Annotated in this window: 12 protein-coding genes; 3 read left to right on the forward strand and 9 right to left on the reverse strand. The window is 35.2% G+C overall.

What is annotated here, in order from left to right:
* Nucleotides 1-273 precede the first annotated feature (273 nt).
* Nucleotides 274-1,077: an endonuclease/exonuclease/phosphatase family protein gene (locus ACFX5D_RS15955; protein WP_379859196.1), complete on the forward strand. Its 804-nt coding sequence runs from the start codon at nt 274-276 to the stop codon at nt 1,075-1,077.
* Here the strand turns inward: ACFX5D_RS15955 and ACFX5D_RS15960 are convergent, their stop codons facing one another.
* Complete coding sequence (locus tag ACFX5D_RS15960) at nt 1,078-1,920, reverse strand: isoaspartyl peptidase/L-asparaginase (protein ID WP_379859197.1); 843 nt, start codon at nt 1,918-1,920, stop codon at nt 1,078-1,080.
* 109 nt (nt 1,921-2,029) lie between these two features.
* Nucleotides 2,030-2,902 carry a cyanophycinase gene (locus ACFX5D_RS15965; protein WP_379859198.1) on the reverse strand — a complete coding sequence of 291 codons (873 nt, stop codon included), beginning with the start codon at nt 2,900-2,902 and terminating at the stop codon, nt 2,030-2,032.
* A 264-nt stretch (nt 2,903-3,166) separates the two neighbouring features.
* Here ACFX5D_RS15965 and cphA point away from each other — a divergent pair, with 264 nt between their 5' ends.
* Nucleotides 3,167-5,791: a cyanophycin synthetase gene (gene cphA / locus ACFX5D_RS15970; protein ID WP_379859199.1), complete on the forward strand. Its 2,625-nt coding sequence runs from the start codon at nt 3,167-3,169 to the stop codon at nt 5,789-5,791.
* A gap of 216 nt (nt 5,792-6,007) precedes the next feature.
* Here cphA and ACFX5D_RS15975 read toward each other — a convergent pair whose 3' ends face one another.
* From ACFX5D_RS15975 to tgt, 7 genes are all read right to left on the reverse strand, one after another.
* Complete coding sequence (locus tag ACFX5D_RS15975) at nt 6,008-7,267, reverse strand: asparagine synthetase B (protein WP_379859200.1); 1,260 nt, start codon at nt 7,265-7,267, stop codon at nt 6,008-6,010.
* A gap of 221 nt (nt 7,268-7,488) precedes the next feature.
* On the reverse strand, nt 7,489-9,033 hold the full coding sequence (dnaB, locus tag ACFX5D_RS15980) for a replicative DNA helicase (protein ID WP_379859201.1): 1,545 nt from the start codon (nt 9,031-9,033) through the stop codon (nt 7,489-7,491).
* A gap of 140 nt (nt 9,034-9,173) precedes the next feature.
* The gene (locus tag ACFX5D_RS15985) at nt 9,174-10,127 is read right to left on the reverse strand and encodes an acetyl-CoA carboxylase carboxyltransferase subunit alpha (RefSeq protein ID WP_104000594.1); all 954 of its coding nucleotides are present in this window, start codon (nt 10,125-10,127) and stop codon (nt 9,174-9,176) included.
* 258 nt (nt 10,128-10,385) lie between these two features.
* Nucleotides 10,386-10,973 (reverse strand): dual specificity protein phosphatase family protein, encoded by a 588-nt coding sequence (locus ACFX5D_RS15990; protein ID WP_379859202.1) that lies wholly within the window; start codon nt 10,971-10,973, stop codon nt 10,386-10,388.
* Between the two features lie 211 nt (nt 10,974-11,184).
* Nucleotides 11,185-12,066: a DMT family transporter gene (locus tag ACFX5D_RS15995; protein ID WP_379859203.1), complete on the reverse strand. Its 882-nt coding sequence runs from the start codon at nt 12,064-12,066 to the stop codon at nt 11,185-11,187.
* On the reverse strand, nt 12,053-13,141 hold the full coding sequence (locus ACFX5D_RS16000; RefSeq protein ID WP_379859204.1) for an LptF/LptG family permease: 1,089 nt from the start codon (nt 13,139-13,141) through the stop codon (nt 12,053-12,055). Before ACFX5D_RS16000 ends, ACFX5D_RS15995 begins: the two co-directional genes overlap by 14 nt.
* 66 nt (nt 13,142-13,207) lie before the next feature.
* Entirely contained in the window at nt 13,208-14,338 is a 1,131-nt protein-coding gene (gene tgt / locus ACFX5D_RS16005) for a tRNA guanosine(34) transglycosylase Tgt (protein ID WP_379859205.1), read from the reverse strand.
* Nucleotides 14,339-14,734: 396 nt separating this feature from the next.
* Here tgt and ACFX5D_RS16010 point away from each other — a divergent pair, with 396 nt between their 5' ends.
* Complete coding sequence (locus ACFX5D_RS16010) at nt 14,735-15,778, forward strand: tyrosine-type recombinase/integrase (RefSeq protein WP_379859206.1); 1,044 nt, start codon at nt 14,735-14,737, stop codon at nt 15,776-15,778.
* Nucleotides 15,779-15,996 lie beyond the last annotated feature (218 nt).

Genomic DNA, 15,996 nt, shown 5'->3' on the forward strand with positions numbered 1-15,996 from the left:
TAAAGTGTGTTTATAAATATACGTTAAAAAGTTATTTCCGAAAATTTTTGAGCTTTTGAATTAGCTCAAATTTTCAGAATAACTTTTTAACTTACACACTTTATGAGACGGTACCTTATAAAATTAAAAAAAGCAATGAAGAATTAATTGAATTTTATTCTTAAGTTACCGTTTTTATTTAAAGTCTCTTACTCATTTTATACTACAATTTACCCTACCTTTGAATTACACTTATTTGCTTCTATTCATTAGATTTTTTTCAATAAATACAATTTGAAATCTGTACTTTACCTATTACTTTTCCTGATTTATTCAGTTGTTTTCTCTCAAACGAAAATCGTTTCCTGGAATTTGGAAAACTTTGGTAAATCAAAATCAGAAGAAACAATAACCTACATCGCAAATTCCTTAAAAAACTATGATCTCATTGCTATTCAAGAAGTTGTGGCGGGATATGGCGGCGCACAAGCAGTAGCAAGATTAATAGATGAACTCAATCGCAGAGGAGCTAAATGGGATTATGTGATTAGCGATCCAACCAGCAGCACCGCCTACAAAACTGAACGATATGCTTTTATTTGGAAAACGAGCAAGCTTAAGAAGATAGGGAGAGCCTGGCTAGAAAAAAAATATAATTTAGAGATTGACAGAGAACCTTATTTCTGTACATTCCAATATAAAAATAAACAATTTACTGTCGCCAATTTTCATGCCATTACCAAAAACAGACAACCAGAGACAGAGATTAAATATTTTAAATATCTACCCGCTGAATATCCGACATTGAATTTGATTTTTGCTGGTGATTTCAATTGTCCGCAATCACATACCGTTTTTAATCCATTGAAAAAAATGGGTTACCAATCCATTTTAGTGAATCAAAAAACTTCATTGAAAAAAGAGTGTAAAAATGGGCAATGCCTCGCTTCAGAATTTGATAATATGTATTTCAACATTTCGAGAATTACAACCATAAATTCAGGCGTAATTTCGTTTTACAAAAATTTTAGGTCGCTTAAAGAAGCAAGGATAATATCCGATCATATTCCTATTTGGCTCGAATTCTCTTTGAATTAACTATTCAAAAACTTCAAATTTATCTCCATCAAAACTCGCAAAAACCATTCTGGAATGGGAATCCTGATGATATATATTTCCTTTATTATCTATGGCAATTGCACCAGCAAAGCCATCATAAGATTTTAATTCGTTGAACGTTTTAGTAAACGCTTCCTGCAATGAAAATCCGTCAGTAACTCGAGTCACGATTTTTGCAGCAGTTGCATTACTCACTATATCCTCACCTACTCCTGTCAAACTCACGCCACAAAATGCATTTGCATAATTTCCAGCAACGGTAGCCGAATCAGAAATCCTACCGGGAATTTCAAATCCTTTTCCTCCTGTAGATGTCGCTACAGCAATTTTTCCGTTTTGGTCTAAAGCCACACAACCCACTGTTCCAGTTCCTAGCGCTTTCAGTTTATTTTCATATTCTATTCTACGTTGTGGGATCTCCGTTGAAAAAGATTCAAAACCGTGTTGTCGGGCAAAATTAGTTGCTCCACTTCCGCCTAGAACTCTGTCGTCATATTGCATCAATATTTGAGCAACCTGAATTGGATTTTTTACTTCTTCAATATTGATTACACCGCTCATTTTCTGAGATTCACCATCCATAACTGCAGCACTCATTCTAATTTTTCCGTCACTTTGAATTTGCGAGCCAATTCCTGCATTAAACAATTCATCATCTTCCAAAAGCGAAACTGCATAAACGACTGCCTCTAATGCAGCATGTTCTATTAAAAATTCAAAAGAATCTTTTACTATTCGTTCCAGTGCATTTTGTTTGGCAATTTTCGTTTCGTGATTGGTAGATGATTCTGAGAAAAATCCGCCGTGTATGATTAGTTTCAAATTAAAATTTTAAAAATTAAGAGCTCCGGTTTAAAGACAAAACGACAAAACAAATTAATAGCTTTTTACATCTACGTTTTTTTACTTTCTCTTTTCCATTATCATAGACCTATGAATATTGGGAAGATTGAATATGCATTTTATGAGTATCCAGACTATAAGTGTCAAATTTACTCATAACATGTGTCACTAAATGCGAGATAGAAATAGGTTGACCTAATTCTACTTGTGTCAAATTAGTATCTTTTATTTCACGACCATCAACTAAAATTACTAATCCAGAACCTATCGCCTCCATTTGAGTATTATTGGTAATTAACAAACCCGTATCTTCTCCAAGACCTATTCCCAATACTCTGGGATTACCCACAACAGCTTGAAAAAGTCTTCCAATTCTGCCGCGTTGCACAAAATGTGTATCGATTATTACACCATCAATTAATCCTAGTCCACTGGAAATTTTCACTTCCCCTTTTAATAGAGCTTCTGAGCTACTGCCTTGATAAATCATATTATTTGATGCTGCAGCAGCACCAGCTGAAGTTCCAGCATAAATAAATTCTTCATTGTGGTATTTATCCAGTAAAATATCATGAAAAGGTGTTCCTCCAAGTATAGAAGTCAATCGCAACTGATCACCTCCTGTAAACATTACGATGTCAGCTGCTTTTAGTCGAGCTAAAATGGCTTCGTCTGCTGCTTGATCTCTTCTTTCTATATTCAGTATATCAATATTCTTAGCATTCAAATGCTCAAATGCTTTTACATATTCAGGACCAATTTCTTTTGGAATAACTGAGGCCGTGGTAATAACTTCAATACGTGAATTCTCCTTATGTTTTGATTCATTTAAGATCCTTTTTAAAATACCTGCTTCAAAAAAATTTAAATTGCTAGTTGCATTTTTATCCAAATCCGTTTCAGTAAAACTTCCTTTATCTACCGCACCTCCTATTATTATCAGTTTTCCTAGTATATTCATTTGGCAAAAATAACCAAAAAGATAAAAGAAGCACTTGAAGTTCAATCCTTTTTTTAAAAATTTAGAATGAAATACTTATTGTTAATATTCAATAAATAAATTTTGATTCCTATTTTAAAAAAACTACTTTTAATTTAGTTCTATGCATTTTCCAAAAACAAAAACCCATTATCGTCTTCTTTATAAAAAACAACACAGACCTTATTACTTTTAAAATCAAACCATTACCTATTAATTTTATTTCAAAAAATAATATTCCATTTTATGAAAATAATCAAAGTACAAGCCCTACGCGGTCCCAATATATGGAGCATACAAAGAAAAAAATTAATCCAAATGCGATTGGATTTGGAAGAAATGGAAAACTTTCCAACTAATAAAATTGAAGGATTTAAAGAACGTATTGAAGCTATGTTTCCTACAATGATTGAACATCGTTGTTCTGAAGGCTGTCGCGGTGGATTTTTTTCCAGAGTAAAACGTGGTACTTGGATGGGCCATGTGATTGAACATATTGCACTCGAAATTCAATCTTTGGCTGGAATGGAAACTGGATTTGGGAGAACCAGAGAAACCAAAACTCCTGGAACTTATAATGTAGTTTTTAGTTATTCAGAGGAGAACGTAGGCCTTTTTGCAGCTGAATGTTCCGTTGCAATTGCCGAAGCATTAATCGCAGGAACGCCATATGATGTGGAAGCTGACTTACAAAAAATGCGTAAAATCAGGGAACATGTTCGACTTGGACCAAGTACCGGAAGTATCGTAGAAGAAGCTGTTGCCAGAAATATCCCTTGGATTAGATTGGGAACAAATTCATTAGTTCAACTAGGATATGGTATTAATCAAATGCGTTTTCAAGCCACAATTACTTGTAAAACCAGTAGCATTGCCGTAGATATTGCCTGTAATAAGGAGCAAACCAAGAAAATGCTGGATATGGCTTCAATTCCAGTTGCAAATGGAAGTATTTGTACGGATGAGGAAGATTTAGCAGATACGATTAAAAAAATTGGTTATCCCATTGTACTAAAACCTTTGGACGGAAATCATGGAAAAGGAGCTTCCATTAATGTTACTACTTGGGATGATGCAGTTGCTGGCTTAGCCTTCGCAAAAGAATATGGCAAACGTGTTATCGTAGAAAAATTTATCACTGGTTTCGATTTTAGAATATTAGTAATCGACTATAAACTTGTTGCCGCTGCAAAACGAGTTCCTGCCCATGCAATAGGAAATGGAAATGACACCATTCAACAATTAATTAACACTATCAATCTAGATCCCAGAAGAGGTTATGGCCATGAAAATGTGTTAACTCAAATAGATGTGGATCGAGATACCGAAGATTTATTAGAAAAACTTGGCTATACACTGGAAACTATTCCAAGAACTGGCGAAATAGTTTTCCTAAAATCTACTGCTAATCTAAGTACGGGTGGAACTTCTGTAGATGTTACAGATATGATGCATCCAGAAAACATTTTCCTTGCCGAAAGAATTTCAAGAGTAATAGGACTGGATATCTGCGGTGTTGATATTATGGCGGAAAATTTAACCCAACCATTAAAAGAAAATGGTGGTGTAATTCTTGAAGTCAATGCTGCTCCAGGATTTAGAATGCACCTTGCCCCTTCCGAAGGGTTACCTAGAAATGTAGCTTCCCCAGTTATTGATATGTTATATCCTCCCGGAAAATCATGTCGTATTCCAATTATTGCAGTTACTGGCACCAATGGTAAGACGACAACTACCCGACTTTTGGCACATATCGTAAAAAATAATGGATTCAAAGTGGGGTTTACCACTTCGGATGGGATTTACATTCAAAATCACATGATGGAAAAAGGTGATACAACCGGACCACTAAGCGCGGAATATATTTTACGAGATCCAACGGTAGAATTCGCTGTTCTGGAAACTGCCCGTGGCGGAATTCTTCGTTCTGGCTTAGGCTTTAGCCAATGTGATATTGGAATTATTACCAATATTCAGGAAGATCATTTAGGGTTAAATGATATCCACACCTTAGATGACTTGGCAAGAGTAAAAGCTACGGTTGTGAAAAGTATCAAGAAAGACGGCTGGGCAGTTTTAAACGGAGACGATGAACAATGCATAAAATTAGGTCAGGATCTAAATTGCAATGTCGCCTACTTTAGTTTAAGTGAAGACAACGATTTTATCAAAAAATTGTGCGCTGAGGGAAAAACCGTTGCCGTTTATGAAAATGAATATATTACAATCAAAAAAGGAGAATGGAAAATCCGAATCGAGCGCGCCACCCACGTCCCTTTAACATTGGGCGGAAAAGCAAAATTTATGATTGCCAATGTCCTTGCGGCAACTTTAGCAGGTTATTTATGGGGTTTTAAAACCGAAGATATCAGTTTGTCTTTACAGACTTTTATTCCAAGTGCAGCACAAACTCCGGGTCGAATGAATATTTTTGAGTTCAAAAAATTCAAAGTATTAATTGATTTTGCTCATAATGCCTCTGGTTACAAAGGAGTCGAAGAATACCTACAAAGTGTCGATGCTACTAAGAAAATAGGAATAATAGCCGGTGTTGGTGACCGTCGTGATGAAGACATCAGGGAATGTGCCAATATTGCCGCAAGAATGTTTGATCATATTATCATAAGACAAGAAAAATACCTGAGAGGAAGAACCGAAGACGAGATTATAAATTTAATCCTTGAAGGAATTAAAAATTCTGGTAAAACGGTAACCTATGAAATTATCCCTAAAGAAACGGAAGCCATTAGACATGCTATAAATTGTGCCGAAGAAGGGAGCTTCATCACTGCCCTAAGCGATGTAGTTACTAATGCTATTGATATTGTCCAAGAATATTTAGACAAAGAAAATGAACATGGAATTATTTAACTTTTTTCTATAAATAACAAAAGCTACTGTAAAAAGTATCTTTTTTTTTGGTAAATATATTTAGAAGCTGTTTCCTGCTTTTGTTTTTATCTTTATTCGTTCCTCTCACAGCATATATGATTAAATGAAATTCACTGAACTCCGAAAAAATAGAAATTAAGCAAAGTAATCCTGGTTACTAAAAAGCCAATCACTATCGATTGGCTTTTTAGTATATTATGTTTTCTGTTTTTTCTTTCTTGCTGCCGGAAATAACACATTATTCAAAATCAAGCGATATCCTGGAGAATTAGGATGCAAATCCAAAACTGTGGGTGCATCGCCTACCTGATGCTGAAAATCTTCAGGGTCGTGACCACCGTAAAAAGTATACATTCCTTTGCCTTTTTCACCATGAAGATAACGAACTTCGCCATTCAATTCACAGGTTCCCATAACCAAAACATTAGATTTAATAAGCGCGGGGTCAAAAGAGGTAGTTTGCCCCATAAAACCTTTCACTAGTTGGGTATGATTTTGACACAGCATACTGGGAATAGGATCCCATTTTGCCGAAAATTCCATCAAAGTGAAATAATCTTTTTCCATTGGAATCCGCCTTTTCAAAGTCATATCGATATCTGAAAATTCATATTGCTCCGGCCTTCTTTCTAAAATAAAATCTTTGAATGCAAACGTAGAACCGTAATTCATCTTAGATTGATAATTAGCATCACTCGCATCTCCATCAAACATGGTCTCGCAAATATCTACCCCATCGGCAGCCAAAGCAATATCAAAACTATCCGTTGCAGAACACATAGCAAACATAAATCCTCCACCAATTACAAAGTTCCTAATTTTTTTGGCAACAGCTCCCTTTTCTTGAGAGACTTTTGCGTATCCTAATTTTGCAGCTAAAATTTCAGCCTCTTTCTTTTGCTCAATATACCAAGGTGCATTTCTATAAGCCCCAAAAAACTTACCGTATTGTCCGGTAAAATCTTCATGATGTAAATGCAACCAATCATAAAGTAACAGTTGGTCACTTAAAACTTCTTCATCATATATTGGCGTAAAAGGAATTTCTGCATACGTTAAAACCATGGTAACAGCATCATCCCAAGGTTGTTTCCCTTTGGGTGTATAAACTGCAATTTTAGGCGCTTTTTCCAAAATAACAGTTTCCATGTTTTGTGAAGGACTAGATATATCATCCAATATCTTGGTTTCTTCACTATCCGAGAGGATTTCAAAACTAACTCCTCTAATTTGGCATTCTCTTCGTATTTCAGGTGCATCAGGTAATAAAAATGACCCACCACGATAATTCAATAACCAACTTGCTTTATAATTTTTATCTAAACACCAATACGTAATTCCATAAGCTTTGAGATGATTTTGCTGCGTGGTTTCATCCATTGGCAACAAAATAAAAGAAGCTTTTGCAGAAAAAGAAAGTAGAATAACTAAAATATAAATAATTCGCTGCGACATCGTGTATTGATTTTTATCTATCAAAGATAGAGAGTATGTAAATGAAATGACACAAATTTTATTTTAAAATAAACCTAAAATTCTTTTGGGATAAAAAACACGTAAATATACGCAAAATAGAAAATTTAGAAATAAACTATAAAAAAGCCTAAATTTTTATAAAAATTTAGGCTTTTTTACTGGTATAGAAATAAAAGACGAGTCAGTTTTATTTTATTTTTCTAAAACGGTACATCACTATCATCATCTTCGTCATTTAAATTACTGCCAAAAGCTTCATTAGCTGATGGGAGATTTTTAGTGATAAAAGGATTGTCCTCTTGATTCATACTCGATGGTAAATCATCGTAACTGCCACTGTAATCTTCCAAGTTATCAAATTTACCCAAATGTCCGATAAACTTCAAACGAACGTTTTCAATACTACCATTACGGTGTTTGGCAATCATTATTTCTGCCTGACCAGCAGTTGGTGAGGCTTCCTCATCATCCCACTCATCAATTTTATAATATTCAGGACGGTATAAAAAAGATACAATATCAGCATCCTGCTCAATCGCTCCTGATTCACGAAGGTCAGAAAGCAACGGTCTTTTACTGGATCCACGAGTTTCAACCGCACGAGACAATTGAGAAAGTGCAATTACAGGAACATTTAATTCCTTAGCTAATGCTTTTAAGTTTCGAGAAATTGAAGAAATCTCCTGTTCTCTATTTCCTCCTCCTTTTCCGTTTCCACCGGCAGTCATCAATTGCAAATAATCGACAATAATAATTCGGATACCATGTTGCGAAACCAAACGTCTTGCTTTTGCTCTTAAATCAAAAATAGATAAGGAAGGCGTATCATCAATGAATAACGGTGCTTTTTCCAGATTTTTAACTTTAGTACTCAATTGTTCCCATTCGTGCTTTTCCAGTTTTCCGGTACGCAATTTCTCGGATGACAAACCCGTCTCCGAAGAAATCAAACGGGTAATCAATTGAACCGATGCCATCTCCAGCGAAAATAAGGCCACTGGCATTCCGTAATCAATTGCCATATTACGAGCCATTGATAATACAAATGCGGTTTTACCCATTGCTGGCCTTGCTGCAATAATAATTAAATCACTTGGTTGCCAACCGGAAGTAATCTTATCTAATTTATCAAAACCAGTCGCTACACCACTTAATCCTTCCTGGCCAGCGATTTCTTCAATACGTTTTTTAGCTTGCAACACTAAACTTTGTGCCGTTTCGGAACTACGCTTTATATTCCCTTGTGTTACTTCGTACAATTTAGATTCAGCTCTATCCAATAAATCAAAAACATCCGTTGTTTCATCGTAAGAATCCTCGATAATTTCAGTTGAAATACGAATCAGACTTCGTTGTATAAATTTCTGAAGGATGATCCTGGAATGAAATTCAATGTGCGCAGAAGACGATATCTTTTGCGTAAGCTGAATTAAGTAAAAATCTCCTCCTGCCAAATCTAATTTTCCGTTTTTCTTAAGTTGGGCAGAAACGGTTAATAAGTCAATAGGCTGTGTTTCGGTAAACAACTGAACAATAGCCTCAAAAATATGTTTGTGTCCTTCTTTATAAAAAGCATCGGGTTGTAAAATATCAATTACATCATCTACCCCTTTTTTATCTATCATCATCGCGCCAAGCACAGCCTCTTCCAGATCGAGAACCTGTGGTTGCAATTTTCCTTTTTCCAGGCTTATTATAGTAGTTTTATCAACCTTCACAGGATTAATATTTCTGAAGTTTTCCATAGAGCGAAAGTAACAAAAATTAAAAAAATATTGTCATTGAGTTATTACGAATAATTGTTCATAAGTAACTATTTTTTGTTTATAAGCATAAAAAAATCCGAAACGGTAAGGCTTCGGATTAAATATCAATTTGTAAGATTTTACTCTTTATATTCACCCATTTTACTGTATTTATCCATTCTCTGAGCAATTAATTCTTCTGTTGATAAGTCTTTCAATTCATTGAATCCTTTCATGATATATTGCTCTACAGTTTTGAAAGCAGCCGCTCTGTCGTAATGCGCGCCACCTAATGGCTCAGGAATGATATCATCTACTAATTTTTGTTTTTTCATATCTGAAGAAGTCAATTTCAAAGCTTCAGCAGCTTGTTCTTTATACTCCCAACTTTTCCAAAGAATAGAAGAACAGGATTCAGGAGAAATAACAGAATACCAAGTATTTTCCATCATGTATACTCGATCTCCAACTCCTATTCCTAATGCTCCACCTGATGCTCCTTCTCCAACAATAACGGTAATAATTGGCACTTTTAGGCGAACCATCTCAAAAATGTTTCTGGCAATTGCCTCTCCTTGTCCGCGTTCCTCCGCTTCAAGTCCTGGATAGGCACCCGGGGTATCAATTAAAGTCAAGACTGGAATGCCAAACTTCTCTGCCATTTTCATTAATCGCAACGCTTTGCGGTATCCTTCCGGATTTGCCATTCCGAAATTACGGAACTGACGCGTCTTGGTATTAAATCCTTTTTGTTGACCTACAATCATAAAAGATTGTCCGTCTATTTTTCCTAATCCACCAATCATGGCTTTATCGTCTTTAAAACCTCTGTCTCCAAAAAGCTCCAAAAACGTTTCTCCACATAGCGCCCTTACATGGTCCATAGTGTACGGACGACTTGGGTGTCTGGATAGCTGAACGCGCTGCCAAGCGGTTAAGTTTTTATAAATTTTTCTTTTAGTTTCTTCTAGTTTTTTGTTGATTTGCTTGCAAGTATTCGTTACATCAACATCCGATTCTTGACCAATAACAAGACATTTATCTAACTGATCTTCGAGTTCTTTTATTGGAAGTTCAAAATCTAAATATTCCATAGGATTTCTACGTTTTTGTTTTTAATTCGAACGGCAAATATAAAATTTTAAATCGTTCAAAATGAGTATTTTTTCATTTATGTCTTCAACTGCTCTTTAATAAATAATTAAATCATTTTTTAAATACAGAGAAACTATCTTAATTCCTTTGCAGTGGTAAAAGAGGAAGTATCTTTGTATCAACTGAAGTTTCTTTTTTAAATCAAAAACCATTCAAAATTTAAGCTTAGATATTAAATGTTTTACGACAGAAAATTATTATTTTTCCGCCTCTAATTGTTTTCTGGATTTGTAAGATTTTAGATACTCCCCCTTAGGAGTTCCATCATCAAAGGAACTAAATTTCATTAACAGTCTAACCCCTTGACGCGCTGCTTCGTTAGTGAAATTTTCATATTCAATACGATATAATGCAGAATACATTTCGGCGCGGCCAATGCCATGATAACAATGAATCAACACTGGATAATTTGCTTTGTTATCCATTATTTTAAAAAACAGGTCTAAGTTTTCTTGTTTAGGAACCTGATCTGACCCGTTGTTAAAATAGTTCACTCCTTTCAATTTTGCTACTGCTTTCTGCTCCGCGGTTAATTCGGCAGGAATTTCAGGATTATTCTTTAAATCTGCTGTGCCTGGAAAACGCAAATCAACAATCGATTTTATATGATATTTGGCAACATAACTTTCCAATTCATCAGGAGGGATAACCCCTGATTTGTATACTTTACCCTCCGTAATTGTTTCAAAATTATGATTGATATTCATGTCATAAATTTCTTTACCACCGAAAAATAAAATTAGAGCCAACAACAAAAAACCTATTCTTTTTTTATTCTTTTTCATACTACTGTTTTATTTGTTTTTGAATGGAAAATGAAATTGCGATTCTTTACTCTTGTTTTACAATAACGGTTGCTTGCTACTGCAAAGGACTGTCATAATACTCAATTGAAACTATATAGCTAAATTTACACAAAAAAGAAGTGGTTTTTTAGTCAAAATAATCTTGGTGTCCTCTTCTATTTTAAAAAAAATAACAGTAATCAAGGTAATCCTAATTATCCTTTTTAGAATGCTTAATTACGCCATTCAGGATTACCGTGATTACAATTATTAGGGCTCCGATATAAAACTCAAAGCTCATTTTTTCTTTTCCGCCAAGTATAAAATAGGCCAGTACAATGCCGTAAACCGGTTCTAAATTGGTTGTCAGCATTACGGTGTAAGGTGTCAATTTTTGCATGACTTTTACTGATGCCGTAAAAGCATAAGCGGTACATATAGAGGCTAAAATTAGAATCAAAATCCAATTATTGATCGTTAAAACAAAGAAATTCAAAGAGAATTTCTGTTGAAATAAAAAGTAAACCGTAATAAAAAAAACACCCGCCACGAATTCATAAAAGGAGATAACCGAAGGGTCGTGATTTTCTATTAATTTCCCATTCATGAGAGTAAATAAAACGCCCAATATTATGGCTACCAAAGCGTAAAGCATACCGTCTAGATAGTTCACTTCAACTTTCATAATTAGTGCCAGCCCGGCAATAATGATTAGCCCAAAAAACACTTCATACCAAAGTACTTTCCTTCCATAAAAAATAGGTTCCAGTATCGATGCAAAAAAAGCACCCAAGGAGAAAACCGAAAGTGTAATTGACACATTAGAAACATGAATGGCTTTAAAAAAAAAGATCCAATGAAGCGCTATCAATAAGCCCACAAAAATCATTTTCAGAAAGGATTTCGTTGGAATTTTAAAGGATTTCTTTTTGAATATAATAAACAGCGATAAAAAAACACTGGCAAAAAGCATTCGATACCAAACTAAAGCATCAGCAGTGATGGTAATTAGTGCCCCTAAAATAGCGGTAAAACCCCATATAAAAACTATAAAATGGAGGTTTAAGTAACTTTTGAATTTATCGTTTTGCATTTCGTAAGAGATAAACGGCTAATATTCCGAAACCAATATTTGGTAACCAAACGGCCAATAGGGGTGGAATACTGGATTTCTCCGCTAGTACCCCAAATATTTTATCAAAGAACACAAAGGCAAAAGCCAATGCAATTCCTATAGCCAGATTTATTCCCATTCCGCCTCTACGTTTCATGGACGAAACAGAAACTGCGATAATAGTTAAAATAAATGCTGAAACCGGCACGCTAAATTTCTTGTATAAAACCACTAAATATATATTGATATTAGAGGAACCGCGACTTCTTTCTTTGTCAATAAATTTGACTAATTTATCGAAAGTCAATGTTTCCGCTATATAAATAACAGGCGTTAAGTCTTCTAAGTCAAAATTAAAACGAGCCACTTTTTCCGGTGCTTTTTCAATCTGATCATTCAGTTCCCCAACCGTTCTTTTAGTATAATCATACATGGTATAATTACGCTCTTTTGGATTCCATTGTATTCTGCTAGCAGTAATTTTGTAGACTAATTTCTCGTTTTTAAATTTTTCCAATGAAAAATTAAAAGCAATCTTAGACAACGGGTTAAAGCTATTTACATAGATAAACTCCGTATCACTAATTTGCCTAAACACATCGGTGTTATCGCCTCTCATGGCCTCTTTCCCTCCCGTTTTCAGGTAGGTGTATCTAAAGTTGTTAAACCCCTCGCTGGATTTAGGAACAACAAAAAAACCCATCAACAAAACAAAAATAGAAACAATAGTAGCCCCAATTATGTAAGGACGCAAAAACCGTGTAAACGAAATCCCAGAACTCAAAATGGCAATAATCTCCGTGTTATTCGCTAATTTTGAGGTAAACCAAATAATCGATAAAAACAAAAAGATCGGGAATAAGGAATTCGCAAAATAAATGGTGAAATGATAATAGTAGGTTGCAATTTCAATAAAGGGAACTTTGTTCTCCAACATGAAATTAATCTTCTCTGAAACATCAATAACAATCCCTATCGGTACGAACATTAACAACATAGCCGAAAACGTGGCTAAATATCTTTTTAGGATGTATTTGTCAATTATTGTTAACATATTTTAAATTATGAGTTATGAATTATTAATTACAAGCTGACCCATAATTAATAATTCATAATTATTTTATAATCTTTGGTTCATATTCTTTACCATCATTTCTTTCCAAGGTCTGAAATCGCCCGCTAAGATATGTTTTCTGGCCTCACGAACCAACCACATATAAAACCCAAGATTGTGTATGGTGGCAATTTGTTTCCCTAGGTATTCATTGGCCGCAAAAAGGTGGCGCAAATACGCTTTCGTATATTCGGTATCAACATAGGTAATTCCCATTTCGTCAATTGGCGAAAAATCAGCTTCCCACTTTTTGTTTTTGATATTAATCGAACCATTTGCCGTAAACAACATTCCATTTCTGGCGTTACGCGTAGGCATCACGCAATCAAACATATCGATTCCTAGGGCAATATTCTCCAGAATATTTATCGGAGTTCCCACACCCATCAGGTACCGCGGTTTGTCTTCGGGCAGGATTTCACAAACAATTTCTGTCATGGCATACATTTCCTCGGCAGGCTCCCCTACTGAGAGTCCGCCAATCGCATTTCCTTGTTGATTCGAATTAGCAATATATTCTGCTGATTGTTGGCGCAAATCTTTGTAACAACTTCCTTGCACAATTGGAAAAAACGTCTGTTCATATCCGTATTTAAAAGGCTGGGTATCTAAATGATTGATGCAACGATCTAACCAGCGGTGGGTCATTTTCATTGATCGCTTCGCATAGTTATAATCACAAGGATATGGCGTACACTCATCAAAAGCCATGATAATATCAGCACCTATGGTACGCTGAATTTCCATCACATTCTCTGGTGTAAAAAAGTGGTACGAGCCGTCAATATGCGATTTAAACTTGACTCCTTCTTCCTTTATTTTTCGGTTCGCCGAAAGCGAATACACTTGGTACCCCCCTGAATCCGTCAAAATATTACGGTCCCAGTTCATGAATTTATGCAAACCACCTGCTTTCTCCAGGATTTCGGTTTGAGGTCGCAAGTACAAGTGGTAGGTATTTCCCAGGATAATATCCGGGTTTATATCGTCTTTCAATTCGCGCTGATGCACACCTTTTACAGAACCTACAGTTCCTACAGGCATAAAAATGGGAGTTTCAATCACCCCGTGATCAGTGGTAACAGTTCCCGCTCTGGCTTTGGACTGCGGATCTTTTTTTAATAAATCAAACTTCATATAGGCGTTTTTCAGTGGGCAAAGATAGGTTAATTTGAAACCCCCATCAAAAAAATATTTTTCTTCCTATGAAACGAAAAAGAGCGCTCCTGACAACCAAAATTGAAATACTTTTTCGGAATAAAATTAGATAATTACATCATTTAAAAATTTAATTACGATTTAGCAAATCAATTGGGGCGTGCCCTAAAAAGGTCGGGTCATCCGCTGTATCTTTTGTTCCATAACACCCGTGCTTAGCCACTCGTTCCTCTTGTCACAAAAGGATGCCGCTACTACCCCTCACGCAGAAAACTAGAATCTAATAATAATCTAAGTACTCCTGATTTCCATTGCTGTTCCAAAACCTCGTTTACCAAAATAATCCCTATCTTTCACTCACAAAATCAACACGATATGACTTGGGCAGCAAAACTGATAAAACACAACAACGAAAATAGAATTGCCGTTTATTTTGAAAAAAACAAAGATCTGATTATCCGTATCAAACAAATAGAAGGAGCTCGATGGAGCCAACAAAAAACGGTATGGCACCTCCCAGATACAATCGAAAATAGAGAGCGTTTCAAGATAGCACCCTTGACAAATTCGCTCCCTTCAAATGAAGGAATAGCACAAATCGAAAAATTAAAACAATGGATGCGTTCCAAGCGCTATAGCGAAAGCACCATTAGTACTTATAGCGAAGCCTTGAAATCATTTTTGGTTTTTTACCGAGAAAAACCAGTTGCTGCGATCAATAACGAGGATGTGATTATCTATAACAACGAGTATATTTTAAAGAATAAGCTTTCGGCTTCCTATCAAAATCAGATTGTCAATGCCATCAAATTATTTTTCAGAACCATCCGAGAAACCAAAATTGAAGTGGATAAAATTCACAGACCAAAACGAGCCAAGTTATTACCCAATGTATTGAGTAAAGAAGAAATAAAATTAATCTTGGATGCCCACAGCAATATCAAACATAAGATGATGCTTTCGTTAATTTATAGTTGTGGCTTGCGTTGTGGTGAATTATTGGCACTGCAACCCGTTCATATTGATTCACAAAGGAATATTGTCTTACTCAAAAATGCCAAAGGACAAAAAGATAGAATTGTCCCATTAAGCCCAAAAATTTTAGAAATGCTACGGGAGTACTATAAAGTATTTAAACCCACAACGTATTTATTTGAAGGACAAATCAAAGGAAAGCCTTATGATGATAGAAGCTTACAACAGGTTTTAAAACAAGCCTTACAAAAATCAGGAATTACAAAACCTGTTACTTTGCACTGGTTACGCCACAGCTATGCTACTCATTTACTTGAAAGCGGAACCGATTTGAGATACATACAAGAATTATTGGGACACAATAGCAGCAAAACGACCGAAATATACACCCACGTAAGTACAAAAAGCATTCAACAAATAAAAAGTCCTTTTGATGATTTGTAATAAAAATATTATTTATACATTTGATAAAAATACGCTACTTAGTAGCGACTTTACATCCTAAATTGGATAGATTGTCGCTACTTTGTAGCGAGTATATACAAGTTAGTGTTTATTGCTCCGTGGAAATCGACCTATTTACGTTAATCAGAAATAAAAAATTGAACTTAATCTGCTCCTAATCTACCGCCGAAAATCGAACGGAATTAATTGCGGATTTT

Source organism: Flavobacterium fructosi, from assembly GCF_042787335.1.
GTDB lineage: Bacteria > Bacteroidota > Bacteroidia > Flavobacteriales > Flavobacteriaceae > Flavobacterium > Flavobacterium fructosi.